We start from the raw sequence: 24,997 nt of genomic DNA on the forward strand, positions 1-24,997 counted from the left end.
CCTTCAGATAGCCAAAGCGAGGAGATATCTCCTCGCTTCAAGTTTACTCGGGTAATCGGCTTACCACTTTTTATTCAGCACACGGTCGATGCTGAATGCGCCTGGACCGGTGATACCCAGCAGTAGGAAACCGCCTGCGATAGTCAGGTTTTTCATGAACATCAGAGAGTTCACGCCTTCTGCAAAATTACTGTGGAAGATGAATGCCGTCAGCAGAGTAAAGCCTGCGGTGAACAGCGCGGTGGTACGGGTCAGGAAACCGAACAGAATTGCCAGACCGCCGCCAAACTCAAGCAGGATGGTCAGAGGCAGCAGGAACCCCGGTACGCCCATGGCTTCCATATACTGTTGCGTTCCTGCGTAACCAGTGATTTTGCCCCAGCCTGCTGTAATAAACAGAATCGGCATCAAAATACGCGCAACCAGTACACCAACATCTTCTAATTTTTTCATTTTACTCTCCACGAAACCACAAGGGCTGCTGATTTTTATTTTTCCGCAAATCCGGGCACCTGCCGCGCATTTGCTGTCGATGGAGAGGATATTAAACGGGGCGATTGGCAATTGTTAGCAAGGAAAACTGTCAATCTTAATCAAAGATATTGAGCAATCAGAAAGGGGTGCGCAGGCCGGAAGAGGACTAACCCGGCCTGCGGAGTGGGGCTAATTACCCAGCTGTTGCTGGCGAAGGGTCGACTTAACCAGTCGCCATGCGGTCCATGCGCCAAAACCGCGACGTGCCCAGCGAACAAGAAGATTGGGATGGCGTACCGTCCAGATAGCCATCACGCTGCTGCCAACCAGCGCCCATGAGCGTAAGCTCAGAAAGGTATTCCAGCCGCGATCGTACGAACGCGTTACGGCTAGCCAGTCGCGACGGCTGGCGGACAGATCCAACCGCTGCTGTTGGATCTGGCTCAGCAGAAACGCCTTTCGCTGTTGACGATCTGATTTGTCACTCACGACTTGTCATCCTCCAGCAGAGACCGGTCGTTGGCCAGTTCATGACGAGTATGACGGAGCAGGCTTGACTGACGCGCTTTGCGCATCGTCCAAATCCCGCCAATCAGGGCTGCCACCAGCAATACTACGGTAGTCGCGATCATGGCGTTCAGACGATACTGAGGATCAATCGCCCAGATAATCAGCACCATCAAGCTCATCAGGCCAAAGGCGGCGAAGAGCATGGTCAGCCCCAGCATAAGCAGCATCTGGAAGAGGTTGGCCTTCTCCTCTTCAAGTTCAACCACAGCCAGCCTGACGCGTGTCTCCACGATGCCAACCAGAGTGGTTAAAATACGCTGCCCAATGCCGAGGACGTTTTTTGCAGGGCCTTGTGCTTGACGAGGATCTTCCATAATCAACGACGCGTCAGCAGGACACCCAGAACGACACCGATAGCGGCGCCAATGCCCACTCCGGTCCACGGGTTATCACGTACATATTCATCCGCGCGAGCGGCTGCTTCACGGGTCTGTTTGGCCAGCGCGTCACCTGTCTCACCCAGGCGATAACGGCTGTCTTTCAGGGCGCTCTCGGCTTTACTGCGCAGTTTGCTCAGCTCTTCCTTTGATTTGTCTGAAGAGGTATTCAGCACCTCTTCCAGGGTATCCGCCAGGGATTTCAGTTCAGCGCGCAGATGTTCCGATGTGGTATCTTTGGACATGATTCTCTCCTGTTAAGACTTCCGTTGGCTTAATAATCGCGAGACTCCAGCGCATGCAGCTCTTCCTGCGCTTCTTTCAGTTTCTTTTCACGCTTTTCGATCTTATCCGCATCGCCTTTCGCTTTTGCTTCCACCAGATCCTGACGGCGTTCGGCAATCTCTTCTTTCTGCTCAGCAATATCTTTCTGGTGTTCAGCACGCAGCTTACTGTCCGTACAGTTCGCCTGTACTTCACTCAGCGCTTTTTTCAGGCCACTGATGCGGCTCTGATTGTTATGCTTTTCGGCGTAACTGATCTCACGCTTGATATCCTGTTCCTTCTCCTGACACAGGGAAGTGGCGAAAGACGCTGTGCTAATTGAAAAAAGGGCAAGACCCAGAACGATGCGGTAATTCATGATTGAAACCTTCCATTGTTAACGGCAAATCCTAACGAAATGCCGATTTTCCAGAGTGCTGCGGAGTACATCGAGAGGTGCTCCGCGTACTTAAGCATAGTAAGTAAACGGCGATATCACCAAAGTGGGTGAAAAGATTCAGAATCCTGGAAGTTTAGCCCGCCAGGCGAGAGGTATCACGCAGGCGAGTGAGCCAGAGTGCAGCCTGGTTAGGATCATCCTGTTGCGCGATGATATAACCCTGCGGCAGCGTACGGTCGAGCACCTTTTTCGCTTCAGCGCTTTGGGCGCTGGAGTCAAAGGTGATTAACAGCACGTCATTCTGAGGCGTAATGCTTTTAAAGCGAATGCCATTAGCATCCAGATGGTGCCAGATGGAAAAGCCATCTGGCACGCTCGAACCCTGAATCACCGGGCGAATCGCCAGCGTAGACTCGTGGGTCTGGAGCGCTTTCCAGACCAGCAGCATGGCGCTGAGCATACACAGCGCCACCATGGCGTAAGTAAACTGTCGCATTGAGAGGCGCACGTTAACCCCGACTCCCATGTTTTTTCTTCCACAAAACAACCAGTGAGCCAATCAGGCCAAACACCAGCAGCACCACCGGAAGCAACATCAGGCAAGACATTAGCGCGTCTTCATATTTAAGGAACACCGGCGTCTTGCCCAGCGCGTAGCCCAGGGTGGTCAGAATCAGTACCCACAGCAGGCCGCTCATCCAGTTGAAGAACTGAAAACGGGCGCTGTTCAGGCCGGAGAGGCCGGCTATGGTAGGTAAAAGAGTTCGGACGAACGCGATAAAACGGCCAAGCAGCAGGGCGGAAAGACCATGCTTATGGAACAGATGGTGCGCACGCTGATGGTAGTGCGCCGGAAGATGCGAAAGCCAGTTCTGCACAATACGCGTATTGCCCAGCCATCGCCCCTGAATGTAGCTCACCCAACAGCCCAGGCTGGCGGCAATGGTCAGTAACACTACCGTTTGCGGGAAGGCCATCGCTCCCTTTGCGCAGAGCACCCCTACCAGCACCAACAAGCTATCGCCCGGCAAAAACGCGGCGGGCAGCAGGCCGTTTTCAAGAAACAGAATCATAAACAGGACAAAATAGAGCATGCCAATCATGGAAGGATTGGCCAGGGTTTCGAAATCCTGGGCCCATAAGGCATTAAGTAATTGGGTAAAAAGTTCCATTCAGTGTTCCTGGAAATCGGTTAACGTCATGCCCGTCAACCGGGTCAAAACAGCACGGCGATAGTTTTTATAAAGACATTATGATCGCTCGCGGACACATTGTGTGGCCAGAACTGTTCCCTGTTAAATGGCTGGGTAAGCAAGCACTAACTTACAGAAATGCAAATTGCATCTAATTGTAACAAACCCCGCGGTTCTGCGTCACAGAATTTCGCGAGGATAATGATGTGATTTTGGCTTAACCCAGGGAGGGGACGCGAGGGTATTTACAAAGGCTGACACTATAGAGGTTTGCTTACCCAAAGACGCCAGAAGGCGCAATGATGCGCCCGCCAGCAGAGAAGAAAACTATTTTGTGCCGCTTGCGGCAGTATCAAGGTGAACAACCGGATTTTCGGCAAAAAGGTAACGGTCAGCGTTAAATTCGAAGTCATCACTCGTTTCGTTAAACAGCATCTGTTTAGTGTTCTCCAGGTGCTGCCACATGGCCAGCTTCGCCGCATGCGGATCTTTTCGAATCAAGGCTTTAAGGATCTGGTCATGATCGTCACACCAGTTATCGACGGTGCGCAAATCGATATGATCGTGCAGTTTTTTCCAGTACGGGTTATGAACGCGCTGAGTCCACATTTTTTCAACAATCGCCGCCAGTGCCGTGTTTTGCGTTGCGAGCGCCACCTGGACATGGAATTGCAAATCCCATTCGGAATCGCGGAAACATTTTTCCTGTCGCGCTTTATCCTGGATCTCCATCAGCTTCATGATGTCCTGTTTGGTCACCTGGGTGGCGGCAAACTCGGCGATATTACTTTCAATAAGCTGACGCGCCTGCAGAAGCTCAAAGGGGCCGTAACTGGCAAATTCCAGACTTTCGTCCGGTGCCGGGGAGTGTTTTGCCTGGCTGGAGATAACATGAATGCCGGAGCCTTTACGCACTTCGACGTAACCTTCGACCTCCAGCATAATGATAGCTTCACGAACCACGGTGCGGCTGACGCTCTTCTCATCGGCAATGAAACGCTCCGCAGGCAGTTTATCGCCCACCAGATAGACGCCTTGCTCGATGCGATCTTTCAGCTCGGCAGCAAGTTGCTGATAAAGACGACGGGGTTCGTTGATTTCCATATGCGCTCCAGGCAGGGTACGGCAGATGATATTTGTTATACCACTTTTGCTAAACCCCCACCAGATTTCGCTATCAAAAAAGCCGCCCTGACAGGCGGCTTTAGTTCACACTTTTCTTCGCTAACTCTGGGCGGCGGGGCCGCCTATGGTGCTCTTTGCCAGCTCCTCGGCAGACTGGTTTTTCAGTACCGTCCAGATAACGATGGCCCCCAGCACGTCGAACACCGCCAGTACCGCGAACAGCGGGCTAAAGCCGATAGTATCTGCCAGTGCGCCCACAACCAGTGCAAACAGGGTGCTGGCGGTCCAGGCTGCCATACCGGTCAGGCCGTTGGCGGTTGCCACTTCGTTACGCCCAAAGACGTCGGAAGAGAGGGTAATCAGCGCGCCAGACAGAGACTGGTGAGCAAAACCACCGATGCACAGCAGGCCAATCGCCACGTACGGGCTGGTGAAGAGGCCGATCATGCCTGGGCCAATCATCAGCAGTGCGCCCATGGTCACAACCATCTTACGTGACACAATCAGGTTAACACCAAACCAGCGCTGGAACAGTGGCGGCAGGTAACCCCCTACGATGCAGCCCAGGTCAGCAAACAGCATTGGCATCCAGGCAAACATGGCGATCTCTTTCAGGTTAAAGCCGTAAACTTTAAACATGAACAGCGGGATCCAGGCGTTGAAGGTACCCCAGGCCGGTTCTGCCAGGAAGCGTGGCAGGGCGATACCCCAGAATTGACGGGTGCCCAGAATCTGCCAGACAGACATCTTTTTACCGTTGTTGGTCTGGTGCTGTGCTTCCTGGCCACCAATGATGTATTCACGTTCTTCTTCAGAGAGTTTTTTCTGATCGCGCGGGTGTTTATAGAAGACCAGCCACGCCATTGCCCATGCAAAGCTCAGCACGCCAGAGATGATGAATGCCATCTGCCAGCTGTGCATCACGATAGCCCATACCACCAGCGGCGGGGCAATCATCGCACCAATAGAAGAACCCACGTTGAAATAGCCAACGGCGATGGAGCGCTCTTTCGCCGGGAACCATTCAGAGCTGGCTTTCAGGCCGGCCGGGATCATAGCGGCTTCTGCAGCACCTACTGCGCCACGTGCCAGCGCCAGTCCACCCCAACTGCCCGCCAGCGCGGTCGCGCCGCAGAATACTGCCCAGGTGACGGCGAAGAAGGCGTAGCCAATTTTGGTGCCGAGAATATCCAGCACATAGCCGGCAACGGGCTGCATGATGGTGTATGCCGCAGAGTAAGCGGCGATGATGTAAGAGTATTGCTGGGTCGAAATGTGCAGCTCTTCCATTAACGTTGGCGCCGCAGCCGCCACAGTGTTACGCGTCAGGTAGCCCAGCACGGTGCCAAGCGTCACCAGTGCGATCATGTACCAACGTAACCCTTTAATTTTACGCATGTAAAACCTCATCGTTATGTTATATCTGCGCTCTGGCGCAGCGCCTCTCTCGGTAAACCTGAGCGGCTTCTTTAACGGGAGGGCGTAACCGGGAGTGTCTCCCGGAACGGCCCGAACCTTGCCATAAGTGAATCGTGCATAAGTCGGTATCCGTACCGTGTATTCCGGTTGTGATAGAAACCGGTAAATCATTCCGTCGGCTTATAAATTGCGACGGCGAGAAGATAACTTGTCATACAACTTTAAAAGGTGAGTGACATCACAAAAGTGTGAATCTTTGTAAGGTCATTATTTGCGGCGAGCTAAGCCAGTGCTGGCGCGGCTTCCAGCGGCCTCTGCCCCTTTGGAGGTAATTTTTTTGTGGGCGTTTATTGATCTAACTCACGAAAAAATCTTCTGGCTCTGGAAATTGGTGTGATAACTTTGCAGCATCTGAACATAAGCTTTCTGACGCACTCGTAATGAGGATGACGATATGACCGCGTTTATGACCGACGATTTCCTGTTAGATACCGAATTTGCCCGCCGCCTGTATCATGACTATGCAAAAGACCAGCCGATTTTCGACTACCACTGCCATCTGCCGCCGCAGCAGGTTGCCGAAAATTATCGCTTCAAAAACCTGTATGACATCTGGCTGAAAGGTGACCATTACAAGTGGCGCGCCATGCGCACCAACGGCGTAGCCGAGCGCCTCTGCACCGGTGATGCGTCAGACCGCGAGAAATTTGATGCCTGGGCGGCAACCGTGCCGCACACCATCGGTAACCCGCTGTACCACTGGACGCACCTGGAGTTGCGTCGTCCGTTTGGTATCACGGGCAAACTGCTGTCCCCGACCACGGCAGACGAGATCTGGGATGAGTGCAACGCGCTGCTGGCGCAGGACAAATTCTCTGCCCGCGGCATCATGAAGCAGATGAACGTGAAGATGGTCGGCACCACCGACGATCCGATTGACTCACTGGAGCACCACGCCATCGTTGCACAAGACAGCAGCTTTGATGTGAAAGTGCTGCCAAGCTGGCGCCCGGATAAAGCCTTCAATATTGAATTGGCCACCTTTAACGATTACATGGCGAAGCTTGGCGACGTCTCTGATACCGAGATTCGTCGCTTTACCGACCTGCAAACGGCTCTGACAAAACGTCTGGATCACTTCGCGGCGCACGGCTGTAAAGTGTCTGACCATGCGCTGGACGTGGTGCTGTTTGCCGATGCCAGTGAAGCCGAGCTGGACAGCATTCTGGCCCGTCGCCTGGCAGGTGAAACCTTAAGCGAACACGAAGTGGCGCAGTTTAAAACCGCCGTACTGGTCTGGCTGGGCGCGGAATATGCCCGTCGCGGCTGGGTTCAGCAGTACCACATTGGCGCGCTGCGTAATAACAACCTGCGTCAGTTCAAACTGCTGGGACCGGACGTGGGCTTTGACTCCATTAACGACCGCCCGCTGGCGGAAGAGCTCTCTAAACTGCTGAGCAAGCAAAACGAAGAGAACCTGCTGCCAAAAACCATCCTCTACTGCCTGAACCCACGCGATAACGAAGTGCTGGGCACCATGATCGGTAACTTCCAGGGCGAAGGGATGCCAGGCAAGATGCAGTTTGGCTCCGGCTGGTGGTTCAACGATCAGAAAGACGGCATGGAGCGTCAGATGACGCAGCTGGCGCAGCTGGGTCTGTTAAGCCGCTTCGTCGGGATGCTGACCGATAGTCGTAGCTTCCTGTCTTATACACGCCATGAATATTTCCGCCGCATTCTCTGCCAGATGATCGGCCGCTGGGTCGCCGCGGGCGAAGCACCGGCAGATATCCAGCTGCTGGGCGAAATGGTGAAAAATATCTGCTTTAACAATGCGCGTGACTACTTCGCCATTGAACTGAACTAAGGCCGTTAGGGGTTGATATGCAATACATCAAGATCCATTCGCTGGATAACGTTGCGGTAGCGCTGGCGGATCTGGCCGAAGGCACGGAAGTGACTTTTGATAACCAGAGCGTCACGCTTCGTCAGGCTGTTTCGCGCGGACATAAGTTTGCCCTGCGCCTGATTGCCAAAGGGGAGAATGTCGTCAAATACGGCCTGCCTATCGGCCATGCGCTGGCAGACATTGCGCCGGGTGAATTCATTCACTCCCACAATACCCGCACCAATCTGAGCGATCTGGACGAGTACAGCTATCAACCCGATTTCCAGGCCGGGGAGCAGCAGGCCGCGGATCGCGACGTGGAGATCTACCGCCGCGCCAGCGGTGAGGTGGGGATCCGCAACGAGCTGTGGATCCTGCCGACCGTCGGCTGCGTGAACGCCATGGCCCGTCAGATGCAGAACCGTTTCCTGAAAGAGACGAACAACGCCGAAGGTATCGACGGCGTTCACCTGTTTAGCCATACCTACGGCTGCTCGCAGCTGGGCGACGACCACATTAATACCCGGACCATGCTGCAAAATATGGTGCGTCACCCGAATGCCGGTGCAGTGCTGGTGGTAGGTCTCGGCTGTGAAAACAATCAGGTGGATGCCTTCCGCGAGACCCTGGGGGAGTATGATCCCGATCGCGTGCACTTTATGGTCTGTCAGCATCAGGACGATGAAGTGGAAGCGGGGCTTGAGCAGCTGCACCAGCTGTATGAGGCGATGCGCCACGATAAACGCGAGCCAGGTAAGCTGAGCGAGCTAAAATTCGGCCTCGAGTGCGGCGGTTCTGACGGTCTGTCCGGCATCACCGCTAACCCGATGCTGGGACGTTTCTCTGATTACGTGATTGGCAACGGCGGCACCACCGTGCTGACTGAAGTGCCGGAGATGTTCGGCGCAGAGCGTATTCTGATGAGCCACTGCCGCGATGAAGCGACCTTTGAAAAGACCGTGACCATGGTCAACGACTTCAAACAGTACTTTATCGCCCACAACCAGCCCATCTATGAAAACCCGTCGCCGGGCAACAAAGCGGGCGGGATCACCACTCTGGAGGAGAAATCCCTCGGCTGTACGCAGAAAGCTGGGGCCAGCCAGGTGGTTGATGTGCTGCGCTACGGCGAACGCCTGAAGACGCACGGCCTGAACTTGCTGAGCGCGCCGGGCAACGACGCGGTCGCCACCAGCGCCCTGGCGGGAGCAGGCTGTCATATGGTGCTGTTCAGTACCGGGCGCGGTACGCCGTACGGCGGCTTTGTCCCTACGGTGAAAATTGCCACCAACAGCGAGCTGGCGGCGAAGAAGAAGCACTGGATCGATTTCGACGCAGGCCAGCTGATCCACGGCAAAGGGATGCCCCAGGTGCTGGATGAGTTTGTTGATCTGATTGTTGATATTGCAAACGGCAAATCTACCTGTAACGAGAAAAACGACTTCCGTGAGCTGGCGATCTTCAAAAGCGGCGTGACGTTGTAAATCACAGGGATCGAATTAAAGCGGCGTTTCTTAAGGAAGCGCCGTTTCTTTTTGCCTGACCACAGGAAACTTTCATGACCGCGTATTGGCTTGCCCAGGGCGTTGGTGTCCTCGCCTTTCTGATCGGCATTACCACCTTCCTCAACCGCGACGAGCGGAAATTCAAAATTCAGCTCTCCCTCTACAGCGCCGTTATTGGCATCCATTTCTTTCTGATGGGAGCCTTTCCGGCTGGCTCCAGCGCCATGCTCAATACCGTGCGCACGCTTATTACCCTGCGCACCCGCAGTCTGTGGGTGATGACGGTGTTTATTGTCCTGACGGGCGGCATCGGGCTGGCTAAATTCCATCACCCCATGGAGTTGCTGCCGGTTGCCAGCACCATCGTTAGCACCTGGGCGCTGTTTCGCAGCAAAGGGCTGACGATGCGCTGCATTATCTGGTGCTCCACGCTCTGTTGGGTGATTCATAACTTCTGGTTGGGGTCGATTGGCGGGACCTTAATCGAAGGGAGTTTTCTGGTCATGAACGGGCTGAACATCATCCGTTTCTGGCGCATGCAGCGCAGGGGGATCGATCCGTTTAAAGTAGAGAAAGACTTGCGGGAAGAGCGCCCCTCCGTCCGTTGACGGAAGGGCTTGAGTGTTAACTGCGCAGGGCGTTTTTCGCCAGACGCGCATCTTCTGCCTGGCAGGCTGCTGCGGTGAACAGTACATCAGTCGATGAATTCAGCGCCGTTTCGCAAGAGTCCTGCAATACGCCGATAATGAAGCCCACCGCCACCACCTGCATGGCGATCTCGTTTGGAATGCCAAACATATTACACGCCAGTGGGATCAGCAGCAGCGAGCCGCCCGCCACGCCGGATGCGCCACAGGCGCACAGTGAAGCCACCACGCTCAACAGCAGCGCCGTTGGCAGGTCAACCGGAATACCCAGCGTATGTACGGCCGCCAGAGTCAGTACGGTAATGGTAATCGCCGCGCCGGCCATATTCACGGTTGCGCCTAACGGAATCGACACCGAATAGGTATCGCGATCCAGGTTCAGCTTCTCGGCCAGAGCCATATTCACCGGAATGTTCGCTGCGGAGCTGCGGGTAAAGAAGGCGTATACACCGCTTTCGCGCAGGCACATCAGTACCAGCGGGTACGGATTACGACGGATTTGCCAGAAGACCAGCAGCGGGTTAATCACCAGCGCAACCAGCAGCATGCAGCCAATCAATACCATCAGCAACTGGGCATAGCCCCACAGGGTGTCGAAGCCGGTGGTTGCTAACGTGGAAGAGACCAGGCCGAAGATACCGATAGGGGCGAAGCGAATCACGATTTTCACCATAAAGGTCACGGCATTGGACATATCGTTGACCAGGTTTTTCGTCGTTTCGTTACCGTGACGCAGCGCGAAGCCCAGGCCAATTGCCCACACCAGGATGCCGATATAGTTCGCATTCAGCAGGGCATCCACCGGGTTAGAGACCATGCTCATCAGCAGGCCACGCAGCACCTCAACGATGCCGGATGGTGGGGTAATGTCTCCCGCAGCGCTGGTCAGATGCAGCGTTGAAGGGAAGAGGAAGCTAAAAATGACCGCCGTCAGCGCAGCAGAAAATGTGCCTAACAGGTAAAGGAACAGGATAGGGCGGATGTTGGTTTTCTGGCCGTGCTGGTGATTAGCAATAGAGGCCATCACCAGCATTAACACCAGCACCGGCGCCACCGCTTTCAGCGCGCCAACAAACAGTGTACCGAGCAGACCGGTGGCAATTGCCGCAGATTTAGAGACCAGCGCCAGCAAGATACCCAGCACCAGGCCCACCAGTATTTGTTTTACCAGGCTGCCATGCACGAGGCGTTGAAGCAGACCCGAAGATTGTGTCGTCATAGAAATTCCTAAAGTGAAATTGCGTTCCATCCTGGCCGTGATCTCAGTCACGCTTATGTCTGGATGTAACTAAATGTTTGCCTGGTTGAGTATAAAGAATGTGCGGTAAGGGGGAAGCGCAAAATGCTGGAATTTACGCACTGCGTCATGTTTTTTAACTGTCTGTTTACATTTTTGCGGAGCAGAGCAATATCCAAAAAAAACGGCAACCCGGAGGTTACCGTTTTCAGTCGAATTTAACGCGTCAGGAGGCGATATCCGACCTTACTGCGTCTGCTGCTTTTTATCGTTCTGATGGTTCACCCAGGCGTTGATGATTAAGGTCAGCGCCAGAATGCCAAACACTATGCCCAGCGAGATGGCGATCGGAATATGATAGAAGTCGACAATCAGCATCTTAATACCGATAAAGACCAGGATAACCGACAGGCCATACTTCAGCATTGAGAAGCGCTCCGCGACGCCCGCCAGCAGGAAGTACATGGCACGCAGGCCCAGAATCGCAAACAGGTTTGAGGTCAGGACGATGAACGGGTCGGTGGTCACCGCGAAGATCGCCGGAATGCTGTCCACCGCGAATATCACATCACTCAGCTCAACCAGAATCAGCACCAGCAGCAGCGGCGTGGCAAACAGCAGGCCATTTTTGCGCACAAAGAAGTGCTCGCTCTCGATGGTATCGGTCATGCGCAGATGGCCGCGAAGCCACTTGACCATCGGCTTTTCGCCGATGCCGGTTTCGTCCTCTTTCGCCAGCGCCATTTTGACCCCGGTGAAGAGCAGGAACGCGCCAAAGACATACAGCAGCCATTCGAACTGCGTAATCAGCCAGCTACCGGCGAAGATCATGATGGTACGCAGGACAATGGCACCCAGTACTCCGTAAACCAGCACCCGGCGCTGCAACGCCGCCGGTACCGCGAAGTAACTGAACAGCATCAGCCAGACGAAGACGTTATCCACCGCCAGCGCTTTTTCAATCAGATAACCGGTGAGGAAGGCGAGCGCCTGCGGATCGGCGACAGCGCGGCCCTGGGTTGTCGCCAGGTACCACCAGAAAGCGGCGCAGAAGAGCAGAGAGAGGGTGACCCACACCAGGGACCAGGCGGCGGCTTGCTTCATGGTCATGCCGTGTTCGCCGCGACGACCCTGCAAAAAGAGGTCTATCGCCAGCATGATGAGCACGACAACCGCGAATCCGCCCCACAACATTGGAGTGCCGACAGAGTGCATAATTTTTTTCCTCGCACATAAAAAACAAAAACGGCTATGGTCGAAAGACGATAGCCGTTAGCTTTTTATGCATAGACCTCGCCTTTCGGCAAGGTCTCACTTACAACCATGAAGGTTGCCCGGCGACCGGATGCGGTTTTGCACGCATCGTAATGACGATCCACCGGCAAGGAAGTTACTCCCCTTTGCACGTAACAAAATATGTCAGGTCAATGATTTCGTCAATCTCCCGCCAGACTTTATTACATAGCTTTACGCGGTGACTTCAGCGCCCAGACCGTCAGCGGGGAAGACCACACCGGTCTGTCGGCGGATTTCCGTCTGCAGTTTCGCCGTGGTGCGGCTGACCGCGAGGCCCGGGTGATTCACTTCGTTGTCTTCAACCAGTCGCGCGAATACCTCTGCCTCATAAAGCATAGTGTTAATATGCTGAGGCTGCGTCAGCTCCTGCGCTTTGCCGCCGCGCGGCACGAAGCTCAGTTTCTGGCACTCAGAGATTTTTTCAATCACCAGCGAGCCGTTTTCGCCCTGAATTTCGCTTGGCAGCACCGAATCACTCACTTTGGAGTGTTGCAGCGTGACGCTGAAATCACCGTAATCCAGTACTACTAACCCGTGGGCATCGACGCCGCTCTCCAGCAGACTGGCGGTGGCGGTTACACCGTGCGGTTCGCCCCATAGCGCCACGGCACTGGCGAGGCAGTAGAACCCAATATCCATAATCGAGCCGTTAGAGAAAGCCGGATTAAAGGTGTTTGGGTTTTCGCCGTCAAGATAGCGCTGATAGCGCGACGAATACTGGCAGTAGTTGATAAAGGCTTTACGCACCTTGCCAATTTTCGGCAGGGACTGCTGCAACAGCAGGAAATTTGGCAGGCTGGCGGTTTTGAAGGCTTCGAACAGCACCACCTGGTTTTCGCGGGCAAGCGCAATGGCGGCTTCTACTTCCTGAATATTCGAGGCCAGCGGCTTTTCGCAAATGACATGTTTTTTATGGCTGAGGAACAGTGCCGTTTGCGTAAAGTGCAGAGAGTTTGGGCTGGCGATATAGACAGCATCAATGGCATCGCTTTGAGCCATCTCTTCCAGAGAGGTAAACAGGTGTTCGACGAGATAATCACCGGCAAAAGTCTGGGCCTGTTCAAGGCTACGGGAAAAGACTGCGGTGAGTTTGAATTTGCCGGTCTCGTGGGCGGCGTCAACGAACTGACGGGTGATCCAGTTCGTTCCAATGACTGCGAAACGTATCATAAACGTTTACGTACTCCGTAGCTGGGAACCTTTAGCCACTGTAGCACGGCCGCGTGACAAAATGAGTGCGCTATTCCGCATTACCTTTTAACGATAAATGCGTAAGCCATAACCGGGTATCAAACTCCAGCTGGTGGTATTGCGGTTCCATATGGCAGCACAGGGAGTAGAACGCTTTGTCGTGCTCTTTCTCTTTCAGGTGCGCCAGCTCATGCACCACGATCATTCGCAAAAACGCCTCGGGGGCGTTGCGAAACACCGTCGCTACGCGGATCTCGGCTTTGGCTTTTAGCTTACCGCCCTGCACGCGGGAGATGGCGGTATGCAGGCCAAGGGCGTTTTTCAGGACGTGGATCTTGTTGTCGTACATCACCTTATTGATCGGCGGCGCGCTCTTCAGATACCGGTTTTTCAGATCCTGCGTATACTGCCAGAGCGCCTTATCGGTCGCGAAATCGTGCGTGCCGGGGTAGCGTTTTTCCAGCACCGCGCCCAGCTTTTGCTCGGCAATCAGGCTGCGAACCTGAGTCAGTAAGTTCTCCGGGTAGCCCTGGAGATAAGTAAGTTGGTTCATCAACGCCCCAAATCGACAATAAAACGGGTATACTCACGCACCCTTTTCAGGGATACGCCAAATTTTACCATTCAGGAGGGCCGATGAGCCACTTAGACAACGGTTTCCGTTCACTCAACCTTAAACGTTTCCCGGAAACGGATGACGTTAACCCGCTTCAGGCGTGGGAAGCGGCGGATGAGTATCTGCTGCAGCAGTTGGATGACACTGAAATCAGCGGCCCGGTTCTGATCCTGAATGACGCCTTTGGCGCGCTGGCCTGCGCGCTGGCAGAGCACACGCCCTACAGCATCGGCGACTCTTACCTGAGCGAACTGGCAACGCGTGAGAACCTGCGCCATAACGATATCGATGAAGGCAGCGTGAAGTTCCTCGACAGCACCGCGGACTACCCGCAGGCGCCGGGCGTGGTGCTGATTAAAGTGCCAAAAACCATGGCGCTGCTGGAGCAGCAGCTGCGCGCGCTGCGTAAGGTTGTCACCCCGCAAACGCGTATCATCGCCGGTGCCAAGGCGCGCGATATCCACACCTCGACGCTGGAACTGTTCGAGAAAGTGCTCGGCCCAACCACCACCACGCTGGCCTGGAAAAAAGCGCGCCTGATCAACTGTACCTTCAGCGCACCGGAACTGGCTGACGCACCCGAAACCCTGAGCTGGAAGCTGGAAGGTACCGACTGGACCATCCACAACCATGCGAACGTCTTCTCCCGCACCGGGCTGGATATTGGGGCGCGTTTCTTTATGGAGCACCTGCCGGAGAACCTCGAAGGGGAGATTGTAGACCTGGGCTGTGGTAACGGCGTGATTGGCCTGACGCTGCTGGCGAAGAACCCGGACGCCAGCGTGGTGTTTAGCGATGAGTCGCCAATGGCGGTGGCATCAAGCCGTCTGAACGTCGAAACCAACATGCCGGACGCGCTGGATCGCTGCGAGTTTATGATCAACAACGCGCTGTCGGGCGTGGAGCCTTTCCGCTTCAACGCCGTCTTCTGTAACCCGCCGTTCCACCAGAAGCACGCCCTGACGGATAACGTTGCGTGGGAGATGTTCCACCATGCCCGCCGCTGCCTGAAAATTAACGGCGAGCTGTACATCGTGGCGAACCGCCACCTGGACTACTTCCACAAGCTGAAGAAGATTTTCGGTAACTGCGTCACCATCGCGACGAACAATAAGTTTGTGGTGCTGAAAGCGGTTAAGCTGGGACGTCGTCGGTAAGATGATTACCCCCTCACCCTAACCCTCTCCCCACGGGGGAGAGGGGACGAATACACCCTCGCCCCTGTGGGGAGAGGGCCGGGGTGAGGGGAAAAATTAAATGCTTAATGCCAGCATCGTCCCCTGCGCAATCGCCCGTCGGGCATCCAGCTCCATCGCCACATCACATCCACCAATCAGATGCACCGTTTTGCCGGCATCGCGCAGCGGATCTGCCAGATCGCGTTTCGGCTCCTGCCCGGCACATAAAATCACCTGATCCACCGCCAGCAGCTGCGACTCTCCGCCGATCGTCACATGCAGACCGTCGTCGTCGATCTTCTGGTAACTCACCGCCGGGATCATCTTCACCCCCCGTGAGAGCAGGGTGGCGCGGTGGATCCAGCCCGTGGTTTTACCCAGCCCTTCACCCGGTTTGCTGGCTTTACGCTGCAGCATCACAATCTGGCGCGGGCTTCGCGGCAGTTGCGGCCCTTCCGGGCGTAACCCACCGGACTGGTTCAGGCTGGTATCGATTCCCCATTCCACACAAAATTCGGCAATGTTCTGGCTGGTGGCCTCCCCTGGCTGACTCAGGTACATGGCGGTATCAAAGCCGATTCCGCCGCAGCCGATAATCGCCACCTTTTCGCCCACCGGCACTTTATCGCGTAGCACGTCGAGATAGCTCAGCACCTTCGGATGATCGATACCCGCGATCGCCGGGGTACGCGGGGCAATCCCGCTGGCGAGGATCACCTCGTCGAAACCGATCAGATCGGGCGCATTCACTCTCTGGTTGAGCTGCAGATCGACGCCCGTGACCTCGATCATCCGGCGGTAGTAGCGCAGCGTCTCGTAAAACTCCTCTTTGCCGGGGATCTGTTTGGCGATATTAAACTGCCCGCCAATCTCGGCCGCCGCGTCAAACAGCGTGACGCTGTGCCCTCGAGCGGCGGCATTTACCGCAAACGCTAACCCTGCCGGCCCTGCACCGACCACGGCGAGACGCTTTTTAACGATCGCCGGGATCACCGGCAGTTTGGTTTCGTGGCAGGCGCGCGGGTTGACCAGGCAGGAGGTGACTTTGCCCACAAAGATCTGATCCAGACAGGCCTGGTTACAGCCGATGCAGGTGTTGATCTCATCTGCGCGTCCGCTCTGCGCTTTAGAAAGGATCTCCGCATCGGCGAGGAACGGGCGCGCCATGGAGACCATATCGGCATCACCGCGTGAAAGCACATCGTCCGCCACCTGCGGATCGTTAATACGGTTGGTGGTCACCAGCGGAATAGAGACTTTGCCTTTCAGCTTACGCGTCACCCAACTGAACGCGGCGCGCGGTACCGGGGTAGCGATAGTCGGGATGCGCGCCTCGTGCCAGCCGATGCCGGTGTTGATGATCGTGGCTCCGGCGGCCTCTATTGCCTGGGCCAGCTGGACGGTTTCGTCGAAGGTGCCGCCGCCCTCCACCAGGTCGAGCATCGAGAGACGGTAGACGATAATAAAATCTGCACCCGCCCGTTCCCGTACGGCGCGCACCACCTCGACGGCAAAACGCATGCGGCGGGCATAATCGCCGCCCCATTCGTCGTCGCGCTGGTTGGTGCGGGCGGCGAGAAACTCGTTTATCAGGTAGCCTTCCGACCCCATGACCTCTACGCCATCATATCCTGCTTCCCGTGCCAGTGCGGCGCAACGGGCGAAGTCGTCAATCAGCGCCAGGATCTGATCGTGACTGAGCGCCTGCGGTTTGAAGCGGTTAATCGGTGCCTGAATGGCAGAGGGCGCCACCAGATGCGGCTGATAGCTGTAACGGCCGGTATGCAGGATCTGCAGCGCGATTTTGCCTCCCTCACGATGGACGGCGTCGGTCACGAGGCGGTGATGGGGAAGCTGGCTGGCGTCATTCAGTACCGCGCCGCCCTCCATCGTGACGCCAGAAAGGGCGGGGGCCACGCCGCCGGTCACAATCAGCGCCACGCCATGGCGGGCGCGCTCGGCGTAGAAAGCCGCCAGGCGCTCAGCGCCGTCCGGACGCTCCTCCAGACCGGTGTGCATCGATCCCATCAGTACACGGTTTTTGAGGGTGGTGAACCCCAGGTCGAGCGGGGCGAATAACGACGGGTAGCGGCTCATACTCTCTTCCAGTGTTAATTTATTGTTATGTGGTCGGATGAGTTACTAATTTAGCCAGCGGAGAGTAAAAGGGAAAAGGGGAATGCGGTGATTGTGATGGGATTCAAATATTGTGCGGCCTGATGCCCTCACCCTAACCCTCTCCCACGGGGAGAGGGGACTTACACACCCAGTGCGGGGGACTTTTACTCCCTCTCCCTCAGGGAGAGGGCCGGGGTGAGGGGGATACCCGCACCAGCCCAGGCGCCTGCCACATTGACGTGGTCAACCCGCTATCCACCAGCCCAAGCTGATCCGCGTATACCGCCCGCCATTTCTGCATCATGCCGTCGTACAGCTCCCGGTGTTCCGGGTTCGGCGTAAATTCGCGGCTCCATTTCACCAGCCGCTCCCCCGTTGAGGCCATATCCGCAAACAGCCCGGCACCAGTACCCGCCGCAATTGCACAGCCGAGCGCCGTCGCCTCTTTTACCTCTGGCACGCGCACCGGCAGGCCAGTGACGTCACTTAAAATCTGGCTCCATAAGGCGCCTTTCGCTCCGCCGCCCGCAAAGACCAGGCTGTCAAACGTCACCCCGGAAAAGTGCGAAATTTGCGTCAGGTTGCAGGCGGAGACAATCGCCGCGTTCTCTTCCAGCGCGCGGAATAGCGTGGCTTTGTTGCACTTTTCCGGGTCGATGGAGAGATTGATAAACGACGGTGCTGCGTGATACCACTGCTTAAAGTGCATCGCATCGGAGAAGATCGGCATCACACCGTGGGATCCCGCCGGCACGCGGCTCGCCATCTCTTCCAGCAGGCTGTAGGTATCTACTCCCATCCGCTCGGCAATGAGCTTCTCTTCCGCGCAAAAGGCATCGCGGAACCAGCGCATGGTCAGCCCGGTAAAGAAGCTGATCGACTCCGCCTGGGCCATACCGGGGATGACGTGCGGGTTAACGCGAATATTCATATCAGGATCGGTTCTCACTTGCGGCAGGTTTACCACCTGCTGCCAGAAAGTGCCGCCTAATACCGCCGTTTGCCCGGCGCGCACAACCCCTAATCCCAGGCAACCCAGCTGTACGTCGCCGCCCCCCATCACTACCGGCGTGCCTTCGCGCAGGCCGCTCTGTTGCGCGGCTTCGCGGGTGATGGCCCCCAGCACGGTCCCCGTCTCTTTCACCGGAGAGAGAATATCGGCGCGCAGCCCGGCCATGTCGAGCAGCGCCGGACGCCAGTCGCGGGAGAAGAGATCTAACATGCCCGTGGTCCCCGCGTTGGACGGATCGACCGCCAGCTCGCCGGAGAGTTTTGCCGCCAGCCAGTCGCTGATCATGGTGATGGTGGCGGCTTTGCGATAGATATCCGGGCGATGGTGCGCCAGCCACAGCAGGCGCGGCATGGCGCTGAGGGCCAGGGTCTGGCCGGAAACGTCATACACCTCGGATTCGAAACGGTAATCGTGGATCTCTTTAAGTTCGGCTACCTCGCGGCTGGCGCGGGCATCGACGTTGGCACAGGCCCAGATGGCCTCGCCGTTGCGGTCATACAGCACAATCCCTTCGCGCATCGAGCAGCAGGCGACGGACTGAATATCCGCCGCGTTCAGATGCGCGCGCGTCAGCGCCTGCTGAATGCACTGGCAAGCCAGCCGCCAGTTGGTATCGAGGTCAAACTCCATCGACCCAGGCACATTCTCCACGCTCAGGTGTTTCCACTCAGCCTGGCCGACGGCAATCTGGTTGCCTTGTAGATCGAAAATCACGGCGCGAACGCTGCCTGTCCCTGCATCTAACGCTAAAAGGTAACTCATGAGCATGCCTCGTGGTTTGCACGAGCTACGCCCCTATTTTGCCAGGGCCAGCACCGCGCGGGCTGTGGTCTCTTCCGTCACCAGGCCATTGATACGGCGACCTTTCAGTGCGGCATAAATCGCATCGGCTTTCTCTTCGCCACCGGCCACACCAACGATAGTGGGCAGTTGCGCCAGCTCTTCGAGGGTCACGCCGAGTAACTCCTGATGAATCTCCAGATCCTCAACCCGCTCGCCGCCGGCGTTAAGGAAGTAACCGAGGATGTCCCCCACGGCGCCCTTACGGGCGAACATCAACTGTTCTCCCTCGCTGATGTAGCCGGAGCGTAAAATCGTGGCATCGCGACGCTGGTTCACCGATCCGATACCGACTACGGCTGCATCGGCGGCCGTGGCGGCGAGGATCACATCCCTTACGCTGGCTTCACGCTTTAAGATCCCGGCAACGGATGCTGACGACACGCGCAGCGGGGCGGGGATCATGCTTACGCTACAGGCCGCATCCAGCTGGCCAATACCGGTCATATAGGGCCCGACGCCGCCCGAAAGGGTCACCAGCCGTACCTGCTGTGAACCAATAAAACCGCTTAAGTGCTGGATGCAGCTCATGGTGGTTTCACCAAATCCCACTGCCAGCAGCTGCCCGGGTTCCAGTACGCCCATTAACGACTGGGCGGCACCAATGCCCAGGCGTACGCTCATCGCTGGGGTATTCAGGGCCGGTAACACGCGGGCCAGCTTCAGGCCAAAACGCTGTTGCAGCTCGGTTTCCAGAGCCAGGCACCCCTCGTAGCGCGAGTTAATCTGTACGCGGATCACCCCCGACTGACGCCCCTTCTCCAGCAGGCGGGAGATCTTCAGGCGCGGCAGGCCTAACCGTTCGCCTATGTCGTTCTGGGTCAGGCCGTCGTGGTAGTAACACCAGGCCACGCGAGCCACCAGCTCTTCCTCTGACAGCGCCAGTCCGGCAAACCGGCTCTCTTCGACAATGCGTTTCTCGCTCATAGATGAACTCTTATAAAAATTTAGATCATATGTTCGTGATGTTGCGCCGCGAAAATGTGAGCCACGCGACAAAACGGATCTTTTAATTTGTTTGGCTAATCTCTGGATCTCAAACCATAAAACTGTGATCCCTGCACGGTTGTAAATATAGTTCAGGGTCTACGCTTTTGAACATTATTAAATCTAAAAATCTTTTGTTCAATGGCGGCGTGATGATGAAAACACTCTTAGAGGCACGCGATATCCATAAGCAGTTCTCTGGCGTTCCGGTGTTGAAAGGCATTGATTTCACACTGCTGTCAGGCCAGGTGCATGCGTTAATGGGCGGTAATGGTGCGGGAAAATCGACGCTAATGAAGATCATTGCCGGGGTTGAGACGCCCGATCGCGGTGAACTCTCTGTGGCCGGTCACGCATTTGCGCGTCTTAAGCCCGGTCAGGCGCACGGGCTTGGCATCTATCTGGTGCCGCAGGAGCCGATGCTGTTTCCCAATCTCACGGTGCGCGAAAACATTCTTTTCCGCCTGCCGCGCGGCAACGACCTTAATACACGCCTGACCGATAAGCTCCAGCAGCTGCAGTGCCAGCTAAATCTCGACGCGGCCGCCAGTACTTTGGAGGTGGCAGATCAGCAGATGGTGGAGATCCTCCGCGGGTTAATGCGCGAGGCGCAGATCCTGATCCTTGATGAACCTACCGCATCGCTCACGCCCGGGGAAACCGAGCGCCTGTTCCGCCAGATCCGCGCGCTCCAGGCGCTGGGGGTCGGCATTGTTTTTATCTCTCATAAGCTGCCGGAGATCCGCGCGCTCGCCAGCCACGTGTCGGTGATGCGTGACGGCGCGGTGGTACTCAGCGGCGAAACCGCGCAGCTGGATGACAATGCGCTGATCGCTGCCATGACCCCGGTCAGCCGGGATCGCAGCTTAAGCGATACACAAAAACTGTGGCTGGCCCTGCCGGGAAACCGCCGTACCCAGGCGCAGGATTTCCCGGTCCTGCGGGTGGACGATCTCACCGGGGAGGGGTTTATCGATCTCAGCCTGGAAATTTACGCCGGCGAGATTGTCGGCCTCGCCGGGCTGGTGGGATCCGGGCGCACGGAGTTTGCGGAAACCCTCTATGGCCTGCGTCCGGCACGCGGAGGGCGCGTCTGGCTGGAGAATCAGGAGATCGGCCACGATACCGTTTCGGCCCGCCTCGGGAAGGGGCTGGTCTACCTGCCGGAAGACAGGCAGGTATCGGGCCTGTTTCTGGATGCACCGATCCGCTGGAACACCGTGGCGCTGAACGAGCCCTCTGTCTGGCAACAGCGCAAGCGGGAATCTGCGGTGGTGGAGCGTTATCACCGGGCGCTGGGGATCAAACTCAACCATGCAGATCAAACCGTGCGCACCCTCTCCGGCGGTAATCAACAGAAGGTCCTGCTGGCACGCTGTCTGGAGGCCAATCCACTGCTGTTGATCGTCGATGAACCTACGCGCGGTGTAGACGTCTCGGCGCGCGCCGATATCTATCAGCTGCTTAAGAGCGTGGCGGCGCAAAACGTGGCGGTGCTGATGATCTCAAGCGATCTGGATGAGTTTCCCGGTCTGGCGGATCGCGTGTTGGTGATGTACCAGGGGAGGCTCAGCGGCGAGTTGCCCCGCCAGGCGGTCAGCCTCGATCGCATGATGGCATTGGCGTTCGGAGGCCAGGCATGAAGACCTTATTAAAGAACCGTGAACTGAGCGCCTTACTGGCGATCCTCGCTCTGTTTGCCGTACTGGTGGCACTGAATCCGACCTATTTAAGTCTACAGACGCTGGGAATGATCTTCGCCAGCGCGCAGATCCTGATCCTGCTGGCGATCGGCGCGGCGCTGGTGATGCTGACCCGTAATATTGATGTTTCAGTGGGATCGACCGTCGGCCTCTGCGCCATTGCTGTAGGCGTGGCGCTTAATAACGGCTATAGCCTGCCGGTCTCTATGCTCTTTGCGCTGATGATAGGCGCGCTGGCCGGTGCGTTTAATGGGCTGCTGGTGGTGGGGCTGCGTATCCCGGCGATTGTGGCCACCCTCGGCACGCTGGGGCTCTATCGCGGTGGCATGCTGCTCTGGACCGGTGGGAAGTGGATAGAAGGGCTGCCACCGGCCCTGAAAGGCCTCTCAGCGCCGGTCGCCCTCGGGATTTCACCGTTGGGCTTTGTGGTGCTGTTTATCGCCGCCGTGGGGGCGTGGATCCTGTCGCGCACCGCTTTCGGGCGTGATTTTTATGCGGTGGGCGACAACCTCGCCGCCGCACGCCAGCTGGGCGTGGCGGTAAACCGCACCCGCATGCTCGCTTTTACTCTGAACGGCATGCTGGCGGCCTGTGCGGGCATTATCTTTGCCGCGCAGATCGGCTTTGTGCCAAACCAGACCGGCAGCGGACTGGAGATGAAAGCGATCGCCGCCTGCGTACTTGGCGGAATTTCGCTGCTGGGCGGGACGGGCACGCTAATTGGCGCGCTGCTCGGCGCCTTCTTCCTGACCCAAATTGACACCGTGCTGGTGCTGTTCAGGCTCCCGGCCTGGTGGAACGACTTTATCGCCGGGCTGGTGCTGCTGGGGGTGCTGGTGCTCGACGGGCGCTTGCGTCAGGCGCTGGCACGACATCAGCGGGCGCTGAAATACAGCCGTTTCCAGCCGGGCAACAAAGGGGGAAAACACGTCACCCCCTTTCCAAAACGCAAAAAAGAGGTGGCGTAAATGAAGCTTAACTGGGAAAGCGCGCTGCTGATCTTGCTGGTGCTGGAGATCCTGCTCTTTGGCGCCATTAACCCGCGGATGCTCGATATCAACATGCTGCTGTTCAGCACCAGCGACTTTATCTGCATCGGCATTGTGGCGCTGCCTCTGACGCTGGTGATCGTCAGCGGTGGGATTGATATTTCGCTGGGGTCGACTATCGGCCTGTGCGCCATTGCGCTGGGGGTGATGACGCAGGCGGGATGGCCAATGGCCGTCGCCATTCCGATGACGCTGCTGCTCGGTCTGCTGTGCGGATTGCTCAACGCCGCGCTGATTCACTACACCGGTATCAGCCCGCTGGTCATTACTCTCGGCACGCTCTACCTCTACGGCGGCGGGGCGCTGCTGCTCTCTGGCATGGCGGGGGCGACCGGCTATGAGGGGATTGGCGGCTTCCCGGAGAGCTTTACCGCCTTCGCTAACCTGACGCTCTTCGGCGTGCCGATCCCGCTGGTGCTCTTCGCCGTCGTAACTCTTTTCTTCTGGCTGATCACCCATCGCGGACGCTTTGGCCGGCATCTGTTCCTGATCGGCCAGAACCCCCGTGCGGCACGCTATGCGGCGCTGTCGGTAAACGGCATGCCTTACGCGCTGTATGGTCTGGTGGGCGTGGCTGCGGCGATTGCCGCCCTGGTGATGGTCTCTTATTTCGGTTCGGCGCGTTCGGATCTCGGGCGCGATTTACTGATGCCGGCCCTCACCGCCGCCGTGCTCGGCGGGGCGAATATCTACGGCGGGTCAGGTTCGATTGTGGGTACGGCGCTGGCGGCGTTGCTGGTGGGCTACCTGCAACAGGGGTTACAGATGGTCGGCATCCCCAACCAGGTGTCGAGCGCGCTATCAGGGGCGCTACTGGTTGTGGTGGTGATGGGACGTTCGCTGAGTCTGCACCGTGAATGGGTGCGCAATATCTTCCTGAAAACTACCCGGAGCGTACGATGAAAACAAAACTGATAGTGCTGGCGATGGCCCTCAGCTTCGCCTCGGCGCAGGCGGCAGACCGCATCGCCTTTATCCCGAAACTGGTGGGTGTCGGCTTCTTTACCAGCGGCGGTAACGGCGCGAAAGAGGCGGGTAAAGATCTCGGCGTGGATGTGACCTACGATGGCCCGACCGAGCCAAGCGTCTCCGGCCAGGTGCAGTTGATCAACAACTTCGTCAACCAGGGGTACAACGCCATTATCGTCTCCGCCGTGTCGCCGGACGGTCTCTGCCCGGCGCTGAAGCGCGCGATGCAGCGCGGCGTGAAGGTGCTGACCTGGGATTCCGACACCAAACCGGAGTGCCGCAGCATTTACATCAACCAGGGCACACCGGAACAGCTGGGCGGCCTGCTGGTAGAAATGGCCGGCAAGCAGGTCACCAAACCGAATGCCAAAGTCGCCTTCTTCTACTCCAGCCCGACCGTCACCGACCAGAACCAGTGGGTCAAAGAGGCGAAAGCCAAAATCGAGAAGGACCATCCTCAATGGCAGGTCGTCACCACCCAGTTTGGCTATAACGACGCCACCAAATCCCTGCAAACCGCCGAAGGGATCTTAAAAGCCTATCCGGATCTGGATGCGATCATCGCCCCGGACGCTAACGCCCTGCCGGCGGCAGCGCAGGCGGCAGAAAACCTGAAGCGGGAAGGGGTCGCGATCGTCGGGTTTAGTACGCCGAACGTAATGCGCCCCTACGTTGAGCGCGGCACGGTAAAAGCCTTTGGGCTGTGGGATGTGGTGCAGCAGGGCAAAATTGCGGTCAACGTCGCCGATCATATGTTGAAAACGGGCGATGTTAACGTTGGCGACAGCGTAGAGATTAAAGACATTGGGACGCTGAAGGTTGAGCCGAACAGCGTGCAGGGCTACCAGTATGAGGCGAAGGGCAATGGCATCGTGCTGCTGCCGGAGCGGGTGGTGTTCACCAAAGAGAACATTGATAAGTACGACTTCTGACGGGGGA

General features: G+C 56.9%; 24 protein-coding genes. 8 read left to right on the plus strand and 16 right to left on the minus strand.

The features are described from left to right. Nucleotides 1-60: 60 nt before the first annotated feature. The 9 genes from B2Q93_RS05180 to B2Q93_RS05220 form a co-directional block, all read right to left on the minus strand. Nucleotides 61-453, minus strand: coding sequence for a DoxX family protein (locus B2Q93_RS05180; RefSeq protein WP_040073926.1), 393 nt, complete (start codon nucleotides 451-453; stop codon nucleotides 61-63). 210 nt (nucleotides 454-663) lie between these two features. Continuing rightward, a complete protein-coding gene (locus tag B2Q93_RS05185) occupies nucleotides 664-963 on the minus strand; it encodes a YqjK-like family protein (RefSeq protein ID WP_046885805.1) in 300 nt (99 codons plus the stop codon). Continuing rightward, the gene (locus tag B2Q93_RS05190; protein ID WP_040073928.1) at nucleotides 960-1,358 is read right to left on the minus strand and encodes a phage holin family protein; all 399 of its coding nucleotides are present in this window, start codon (nucleotides 1,356-1,358) and stop codon (nucleotides 960-962) included. The genes B2Q93_RS05185 and B2Q93_RS05190 overlap by 4 nt, the downstream gene beginning before the upstream one ends. Nucleotides 1,359-1,360: 2 nt before the next feature. After that, nucleotides 1,361-1,666 carry a DUF883 family protein gene (locus B2Q93_RS05195; RefSeq protein WP_040073929.1) on the minus strand — a complete coding sequence of 102 codons (306 nt, stop codon included), beginning with the start codon at nucleotides 1,664-1,666 and terminating at the stop codon, nucleotides 1,361-1,363. Between the two features lie 29 nt (nucleotides 1,667-1,695). After that, complete coding sequence (locus tag B2Q93_RS05200; RefSeq protein WP_040073930.1) at nucleotides 1,696-2,064, minus strand: DUF1090 domain-containing protein; 369 nt, start codon at nucleotides 2,062-2,064, stop codon at nucleotides 1,696-1,698. A gap of 154 nt (nucleotides 2,065-2,218) precedes the next feature. Next, on the minus strand, nucleotides 2,219-2,611 hold the full coding sequence (gene mzrA / locus B2Q93_RS05205; RefSeq protein ID WP_286932062.1) for an EnvZ/OmpR regulon moderator MzrA: 393 nt from the start codon (nucleotides 2,609-2,611) through the stop codon (nucleotides 2,219-2,221). Beyond that, nucleotides 2,595-3,257 (minus strand): DedA family general envelope maintenance protein YqjA, encoded by a 663-nt coding sequence (gene yqjA, locus B2Q93_RS05210; protein WP_040073932.1) that lies wholly within the window; start codon nucleotides 3,255-3,257, stop codon nucleotides 2,595-2,597. Before yqjA ends, mzrA begins: the two co-directional genes overlap by 17 nt. Before the next feature lie 348 nt (nucleotides 3,258-3,605). Next, complete coding sequence (gene exuR, locus B2Q93_RS05215; RefSeq protein WP_046885807.1) at nucleotides 3,606-4,382, minus strand: transcriptional regulator ExuR; 777 nt, start codon at nucleotides 4,380-4,382, stop codon at nucleotides 3,606-3,608. A 120-nt stretch (nucleotides 4,383-4,502) separates the two neighbouring features. After that, nucleotides 4,503-5,801 carry an MFS transporter gene (locus B2Q93_RS05220; RefSeq protein ID WP_046885808.1) on the minus strand — a complete coding sequence of 433 codons (1,299 nt, stop codon included), beginning with the start codon at nucleotides 5,799-5,801 and terminating at the stop codon, nucleotides 4,503-4,505. Nucleotides 5,802-6,276: 475 nt separating this feature from the next. Here B2Q93_RS05220 and uxaC point away from each other — a divergent pair, with 475 nt between their 5' ends. The 3 genes from uxaC to B2Q93_RS05235 all read left to right on the plus strand — a co-directional run bounded on the left by uxaC (nucleotide 6,277) and on the right by B2Q93_RS05235 (nucleotide 9,823). Further along, entirely contained in the window at nucleotides 6,277-7,689 is a 1,413-nt protein-coding gene (gene uxaC, locus B2Q93_RS05225; RefSeq protein ID WP_046885809.1) for a glucuronate isomerase, read from the plus strand. Between the two features lie 17 nt (nucleotides 7,690-7,706). Then, the gene (locus B2Q93_RS05230; protein WP_046885810.1) at nucleotides 7,707-9,194 is read left to right on the plus strand and encodes a UxaA family hydrolase; all 1,488 of its coding nucleotides are present in this window, start codon (nucleotides 7,707-7,709) and stop codon (nucleotides 9,192-9,194) included. A 74-nt stretch (nucleotides 9,195-9,268) separates the two neighbouring features. Beyond that, nucleotides 9,269-9,823 carry a YgjV family protein gene (locus B2Q93_RS05235; protein WP_046885811.1) on the plus strand — a complete coding sequence of 185 codons (555 nt, stop codon included), beginning with the start codon at nucleotides 9,269-9,271 and terminating at the stop codon, nucleotides 9,821-9,823. Between the two features lie 16 nt (nucleotides 9,824-9,839). Here the strand turns inward: B2Q93_RS05235 and sstT are convergent, their stop codons facing one another. From sstT to B2Q93_RS05255, 4 genes are all read right to left on the minus strand, one after another. Continuing rightward, nucleotides 9,840-11,081: a serine/threonine transporter SstT gene (gene sstT, locus B2Q93_RS05240; protein WP_046885812.1), complete on the minus strand. Its 1,242-nt coding sequence runs from the start codon at nucleotides 11,079-11,081 to the stop codon at nucleotides 9,840-9,842. A 264-nt stretch (nucleotides 11,082-11,345) separates the two neighbouring features. Then, nucleotides 11,346-12,314 carry a TerC family protein gene (locus B2Q93_RS05245; protein WP_207292442.1) on the minus strand — a complete coding sequence of 323 codons (969 nt, stop codon included), beginning with the start codon at nucleotides 12,312-12,314 and terminating at the stop codon, nucleotides 11,346-11,348. A gap of 252 nt (nucleotides 12,315-12,566) precedes the next feature. Further along, nucleotides 12,567-13,565 (minus strand): Gfo/Idh/MocA family protein, encoded by a 999-nt coding sequence (locus tag B2Q93_RS05250; RefSeq protein ID WP_286932065.1) that lies wholly within the window; start codon nucleotides 13,563-13,565, stop codon nucleotides 12,567-12,569. A 70-nt stretch (nucleotides 13,566-13,635) separates the two neighbouring features. Then, complete coding sequence (locus B2Q93_RS05255; RefSeq protein ID WP_046885815.1) at nucleotides 13,636-14,139, minus strand: YgjP-like metallopeptidase domain-containing protein; 504 nt, start codon at nucleotides 14,137-14,139, stop codon at nucleotides 13,636-13,638. An 83-nt stretch (nucleotides 14,140-14,222) separates the two neighbouring features. Between B2Q93_RS05255 and rlmG the strand changes: the two genes are divergently transcribed. Beyond that, on the plus strand, nucleotides 14,223-15,359 hold the full coding sequence (gene rlmG, locus B2Q93_RS05260) for a 23S rRNA (guanine(1835)-N(2))-methyltransferase RlmG (protein WP_046885816.1): 1,137 nt from the start codon (nucleotides 14,223-14,225) through the stop codon (nucleotides 15,357-15,359). Between the two features lie 96 nt (nucleotides 15,360-15,455). On the opposite strand, the gene B2Q93_RS05265 is transcribed toward rlmG, so the two are convergent. The 3 genes from B2Q93_RS05265 to lsrR form a co-directional block, all read right to left on the minus strand. Continuing rightward, nucleotides 15,456-17,477: an NADPH-dependent 2,4-dienoyl-CoA reductase gene (locus B2Q93_RS05265; protein WP_286932068.1), complete on the minus strand. Its 2,022-nt coding sequence runs from the start codon at nucleotides 17,475-17,477 to the stop codon at nucleotides 15,456-15,458. A 199-nt stretch (nucleotides 17,478-17,676) separates the two neighbouring features. Beyond that, on the minus strand, nucleotides 17,677-19,272 hold the full coding sequence (gene lsrK / locus B2Q93_RS05270) for an autoinducer-2 kinase (protein ID WP_286932070.1): 1,596 nt from the start codon (nucleotides 19,270-19,272) through the stop codon (nucleotides 17,677-17,679). Between the two features lie 33 nt (nucleotides 19,273-19,305). Beyond that, nucleotides 19,306-20,277, minus strand: a complete 972-nt coding sequence (gene lsrR, locus B2Q93_RS05275; RefSeq protein WP_040073944.1) for a transcriptional regulator LsrR — start codon at nucleotides 20,275-20,277, stop codon at nucleotides 19,306-19,308. Nucleotides 20,278-20,492: 215 nt separating this feature from the next. Between lsrR and lsrA the strand changes: the two genes are divergently transcribed. Genes lsrA through lsrB form a run of 4 tightly spaced genes read left to right on the plus strand, consistent with a single transcriptional unit; the run spans nucleotide 20,493 to nucleotide 24,990 of the window. Continuing rightward, nucleotides 20,493-21,980: an autoinducer 2 ABC transporter ATP-binding protein LsrA gene (lsrA, locus tag B2Q93_RS05280; protein WP_046885866.1), complete on the plus strand. Its 1,488-nt coding sequence runs from the start codon at nucleotides 20,493-20,495 to the stop codon at nucleotides 21,978-21,980. Further along, on the plus strand, nucleotides 21,977-23,008 hold the full coding sequence (gene lsrC / locus B2Q93_RS05285; RefSeq protein ID WP_040073945.1) for an autoinducer 2 ABC transporter permease LsrC: 1,032 nt from the start codon (nucleotides 21,977-21,979) through the stop codon (nucleotides 23,006-23,008). Before lsrA ends, lsrC begins: the two co-directional genes overlap by 4 nt. Beyond that, a complete protein-coding gene (gene lsrD / locus B2Q93_RS05290) occupies nucleotides 23,009-23,992 on the plus strand; it encodes an autoinducer 2 ABC transporter permease LsrD (protein ID WP_046885819.1) in 984 nt (327 codons plus the stop codon). It begins immediately after the preceding gene. Next, complete coding sequence (lsrB, locus tag B2Q93_RS05295; protein WP_286932072.1) at nucleotides 23,989-24,990, plus strand: autoinducer 2 ABC transporter substrate-binding protein LsrB; 1,002 nt, start codon at nucleotides 23,989-23,991, stop codon at nucleotides 24,988-24,990. The genes lsrD and lsrB overlap by 4 nt, the downstream gene beginning before the upstream one ends. Nucleotides 24,991-24,997: the final 7 nt, after the last annotated feature.

Origin of the sequence: Leclercia sp. UBA5958, from assembly GCF_002430365.1 — a bacterium.
GTDB lineage: Bacteria > Pseudomonadota > Gammaproteobacteria > Enterobacterales > Enterobacteriaceae > Enterobacter > Enterobacter pneumoniae.

Bases quoted from the DNA above. Each gene is read 5' to 3' on its own strand.
- B2Q93_RS05180 (WP_040073926.1), bottom strand. From the start codon at position 453: ATGAAAAAATTAGAAGATGTTGGTGTACTGGTTGCGCGTATTTTGATG.
- B2Q93_RS05190 (WP_040073928.1), bottom strand. From the start codon at position 1,358: ATGGAAGATCCTCGTCAAGCACAAGGCCCTGCAAAAAACGTCCTCGGC.
- B2Q93_RS05195 (WP_040073929.1), bottom strand. From the start codon at position 1,666: ATGTCCAAAGATACCACATCGGAACATCTGCGCGCTGAACTGAAATCC.
- B2Q93_RS05200 (WP_040073930.1), bottom strand. From the start codon at position 2,064: ATGAATTACCGCATCGTTCTGGGTCTTGCCCTTTTTTCAATTAGCACA.
- mzrA (WP_286932062.1), bottom strand. From the start codon at position 2,611: ATGGGAGTCGGGGTTAACGTGCGCCTCTCAATGCGACAGTTTACTTAC.
- yqjA (WP_040073932.1), bottom strand. From the start codon at position 3,257: ATGGAACTTTTTACCCAATTACTTAATGCCTTATGGGCCCAGGATTTC.
- exuR (WP_046885807.1), bottom strand. From the start codon at position 4,382: ATGGAAATCAACGAACCCCGTCGTCTTTATCAGCAACTTGCTGCCGAG.
- B2Q93_RS05220 (WP_046885808.1), bottom strand. From the start codon at position 5,801: ATGCGTAAAATTAAAGGGTTACGTTGGTACATGATCGCACTGGTGACG.
- uxaC (WP_046885809.1), top strand. From the start codon at position 6,277: ATGACCGCGTTTATGACCGACGATTTCCTGTTAGATACCGAATTTGCC.
- B2Q93_RS05230 (WP_046885810.1), top strand. From the start codon at position 7,707: ATGCAATACATCAAGATCCATTCGCTGGATAACGTTGCGGTAGCGCTG.
- B2Q93_RS05235 (WP_046885811.1), top strand. From the start codon at position 9,269: ATGACCGCGTATTGGCTTGCCCAGGGCGTTGGTGTCCTCGCCTTTCTG.
- sstT (WP_046885812.1), bottom strand. From the start codon at position 11,081: ATGACGACACAATCTTCGGGTCTGCTTCAACGCCTCGTGCATGGCAGC.
- B2Q93_RS05245 (WP_207292442.1), bottom strand. From the start codon at position 12,314: ATGCACTCTGTCGGCACTCCAATGTTGTGGGGCGGATTCGCGGTTGTC.
- B2Q93_RS05250 (WP_286932065.1), bottom strand. From the start codon at position 13,565: ATGATACGTTTCGCAGTCATTGGAACGAACTGGATCACCCGTCAGTTC.
- B2Q93_RS05255 (WP_046885815.1), bottom strand. From the start codon at position 14,139: ATGAACCAACTTACTTATCTCCAGGGCTACCCGGAGAACTTACTGACT.
- rlmG (WP_046885816.1), top strand. From the start codon at position 14,223: ATGAGCCACTTAGACAACGGTTTCCGTTCACTCAACCTTAAACGTTTC.
- B2Q93_RS05265 (WP_286932068.1), bottom strand. From the start codon at position 17,477: ATGAGCCGCTACCCGTCGTTATTCGCCCCGCTCGACCTGGGGTTCACC.
- lsrK (WP_286932070.1), bottom strand. From the start codon at position 19,272: ATGAGTTACCTTTTAGCGTTAGATGCAGGGACAGGCAGCGTTCGCGCC.
- lsrR (WP_040073944.1), bottom strand. From the start codon at position 20,277: ATGAGCGAGAAACGCATTGTCGAAGAGAGCCGGTTTGCCGGACTGGCG.
- lsrA (WP_046885866.1), top strand. From the start codon at position 20,493: ATGAAAACACTCTTAGAGGCACGCGATATCCATAAGCAGTTCTCTGGC.
- lsrC (WP_040073945.1), top strand. From the start codon at position 21,977: ATGAAGACCTTATTAAAGAACCGTGAACTGAGCGCCTTACTGGCGATC.
- lsrD (WP_046885819.1), top strand. From the start codon at position 23,009: ATGAAGCTTAACTGGGAAAGCGCGCTGCTGATCTTGCTGGTGCTGGAG.
- lsrB (WP_286932072.1), top strand. From the start codon at position 23,989: ATGAAAACAAAACTGATAGTGCTGGCGATGGCCCTCAGCTTCGCCTCG.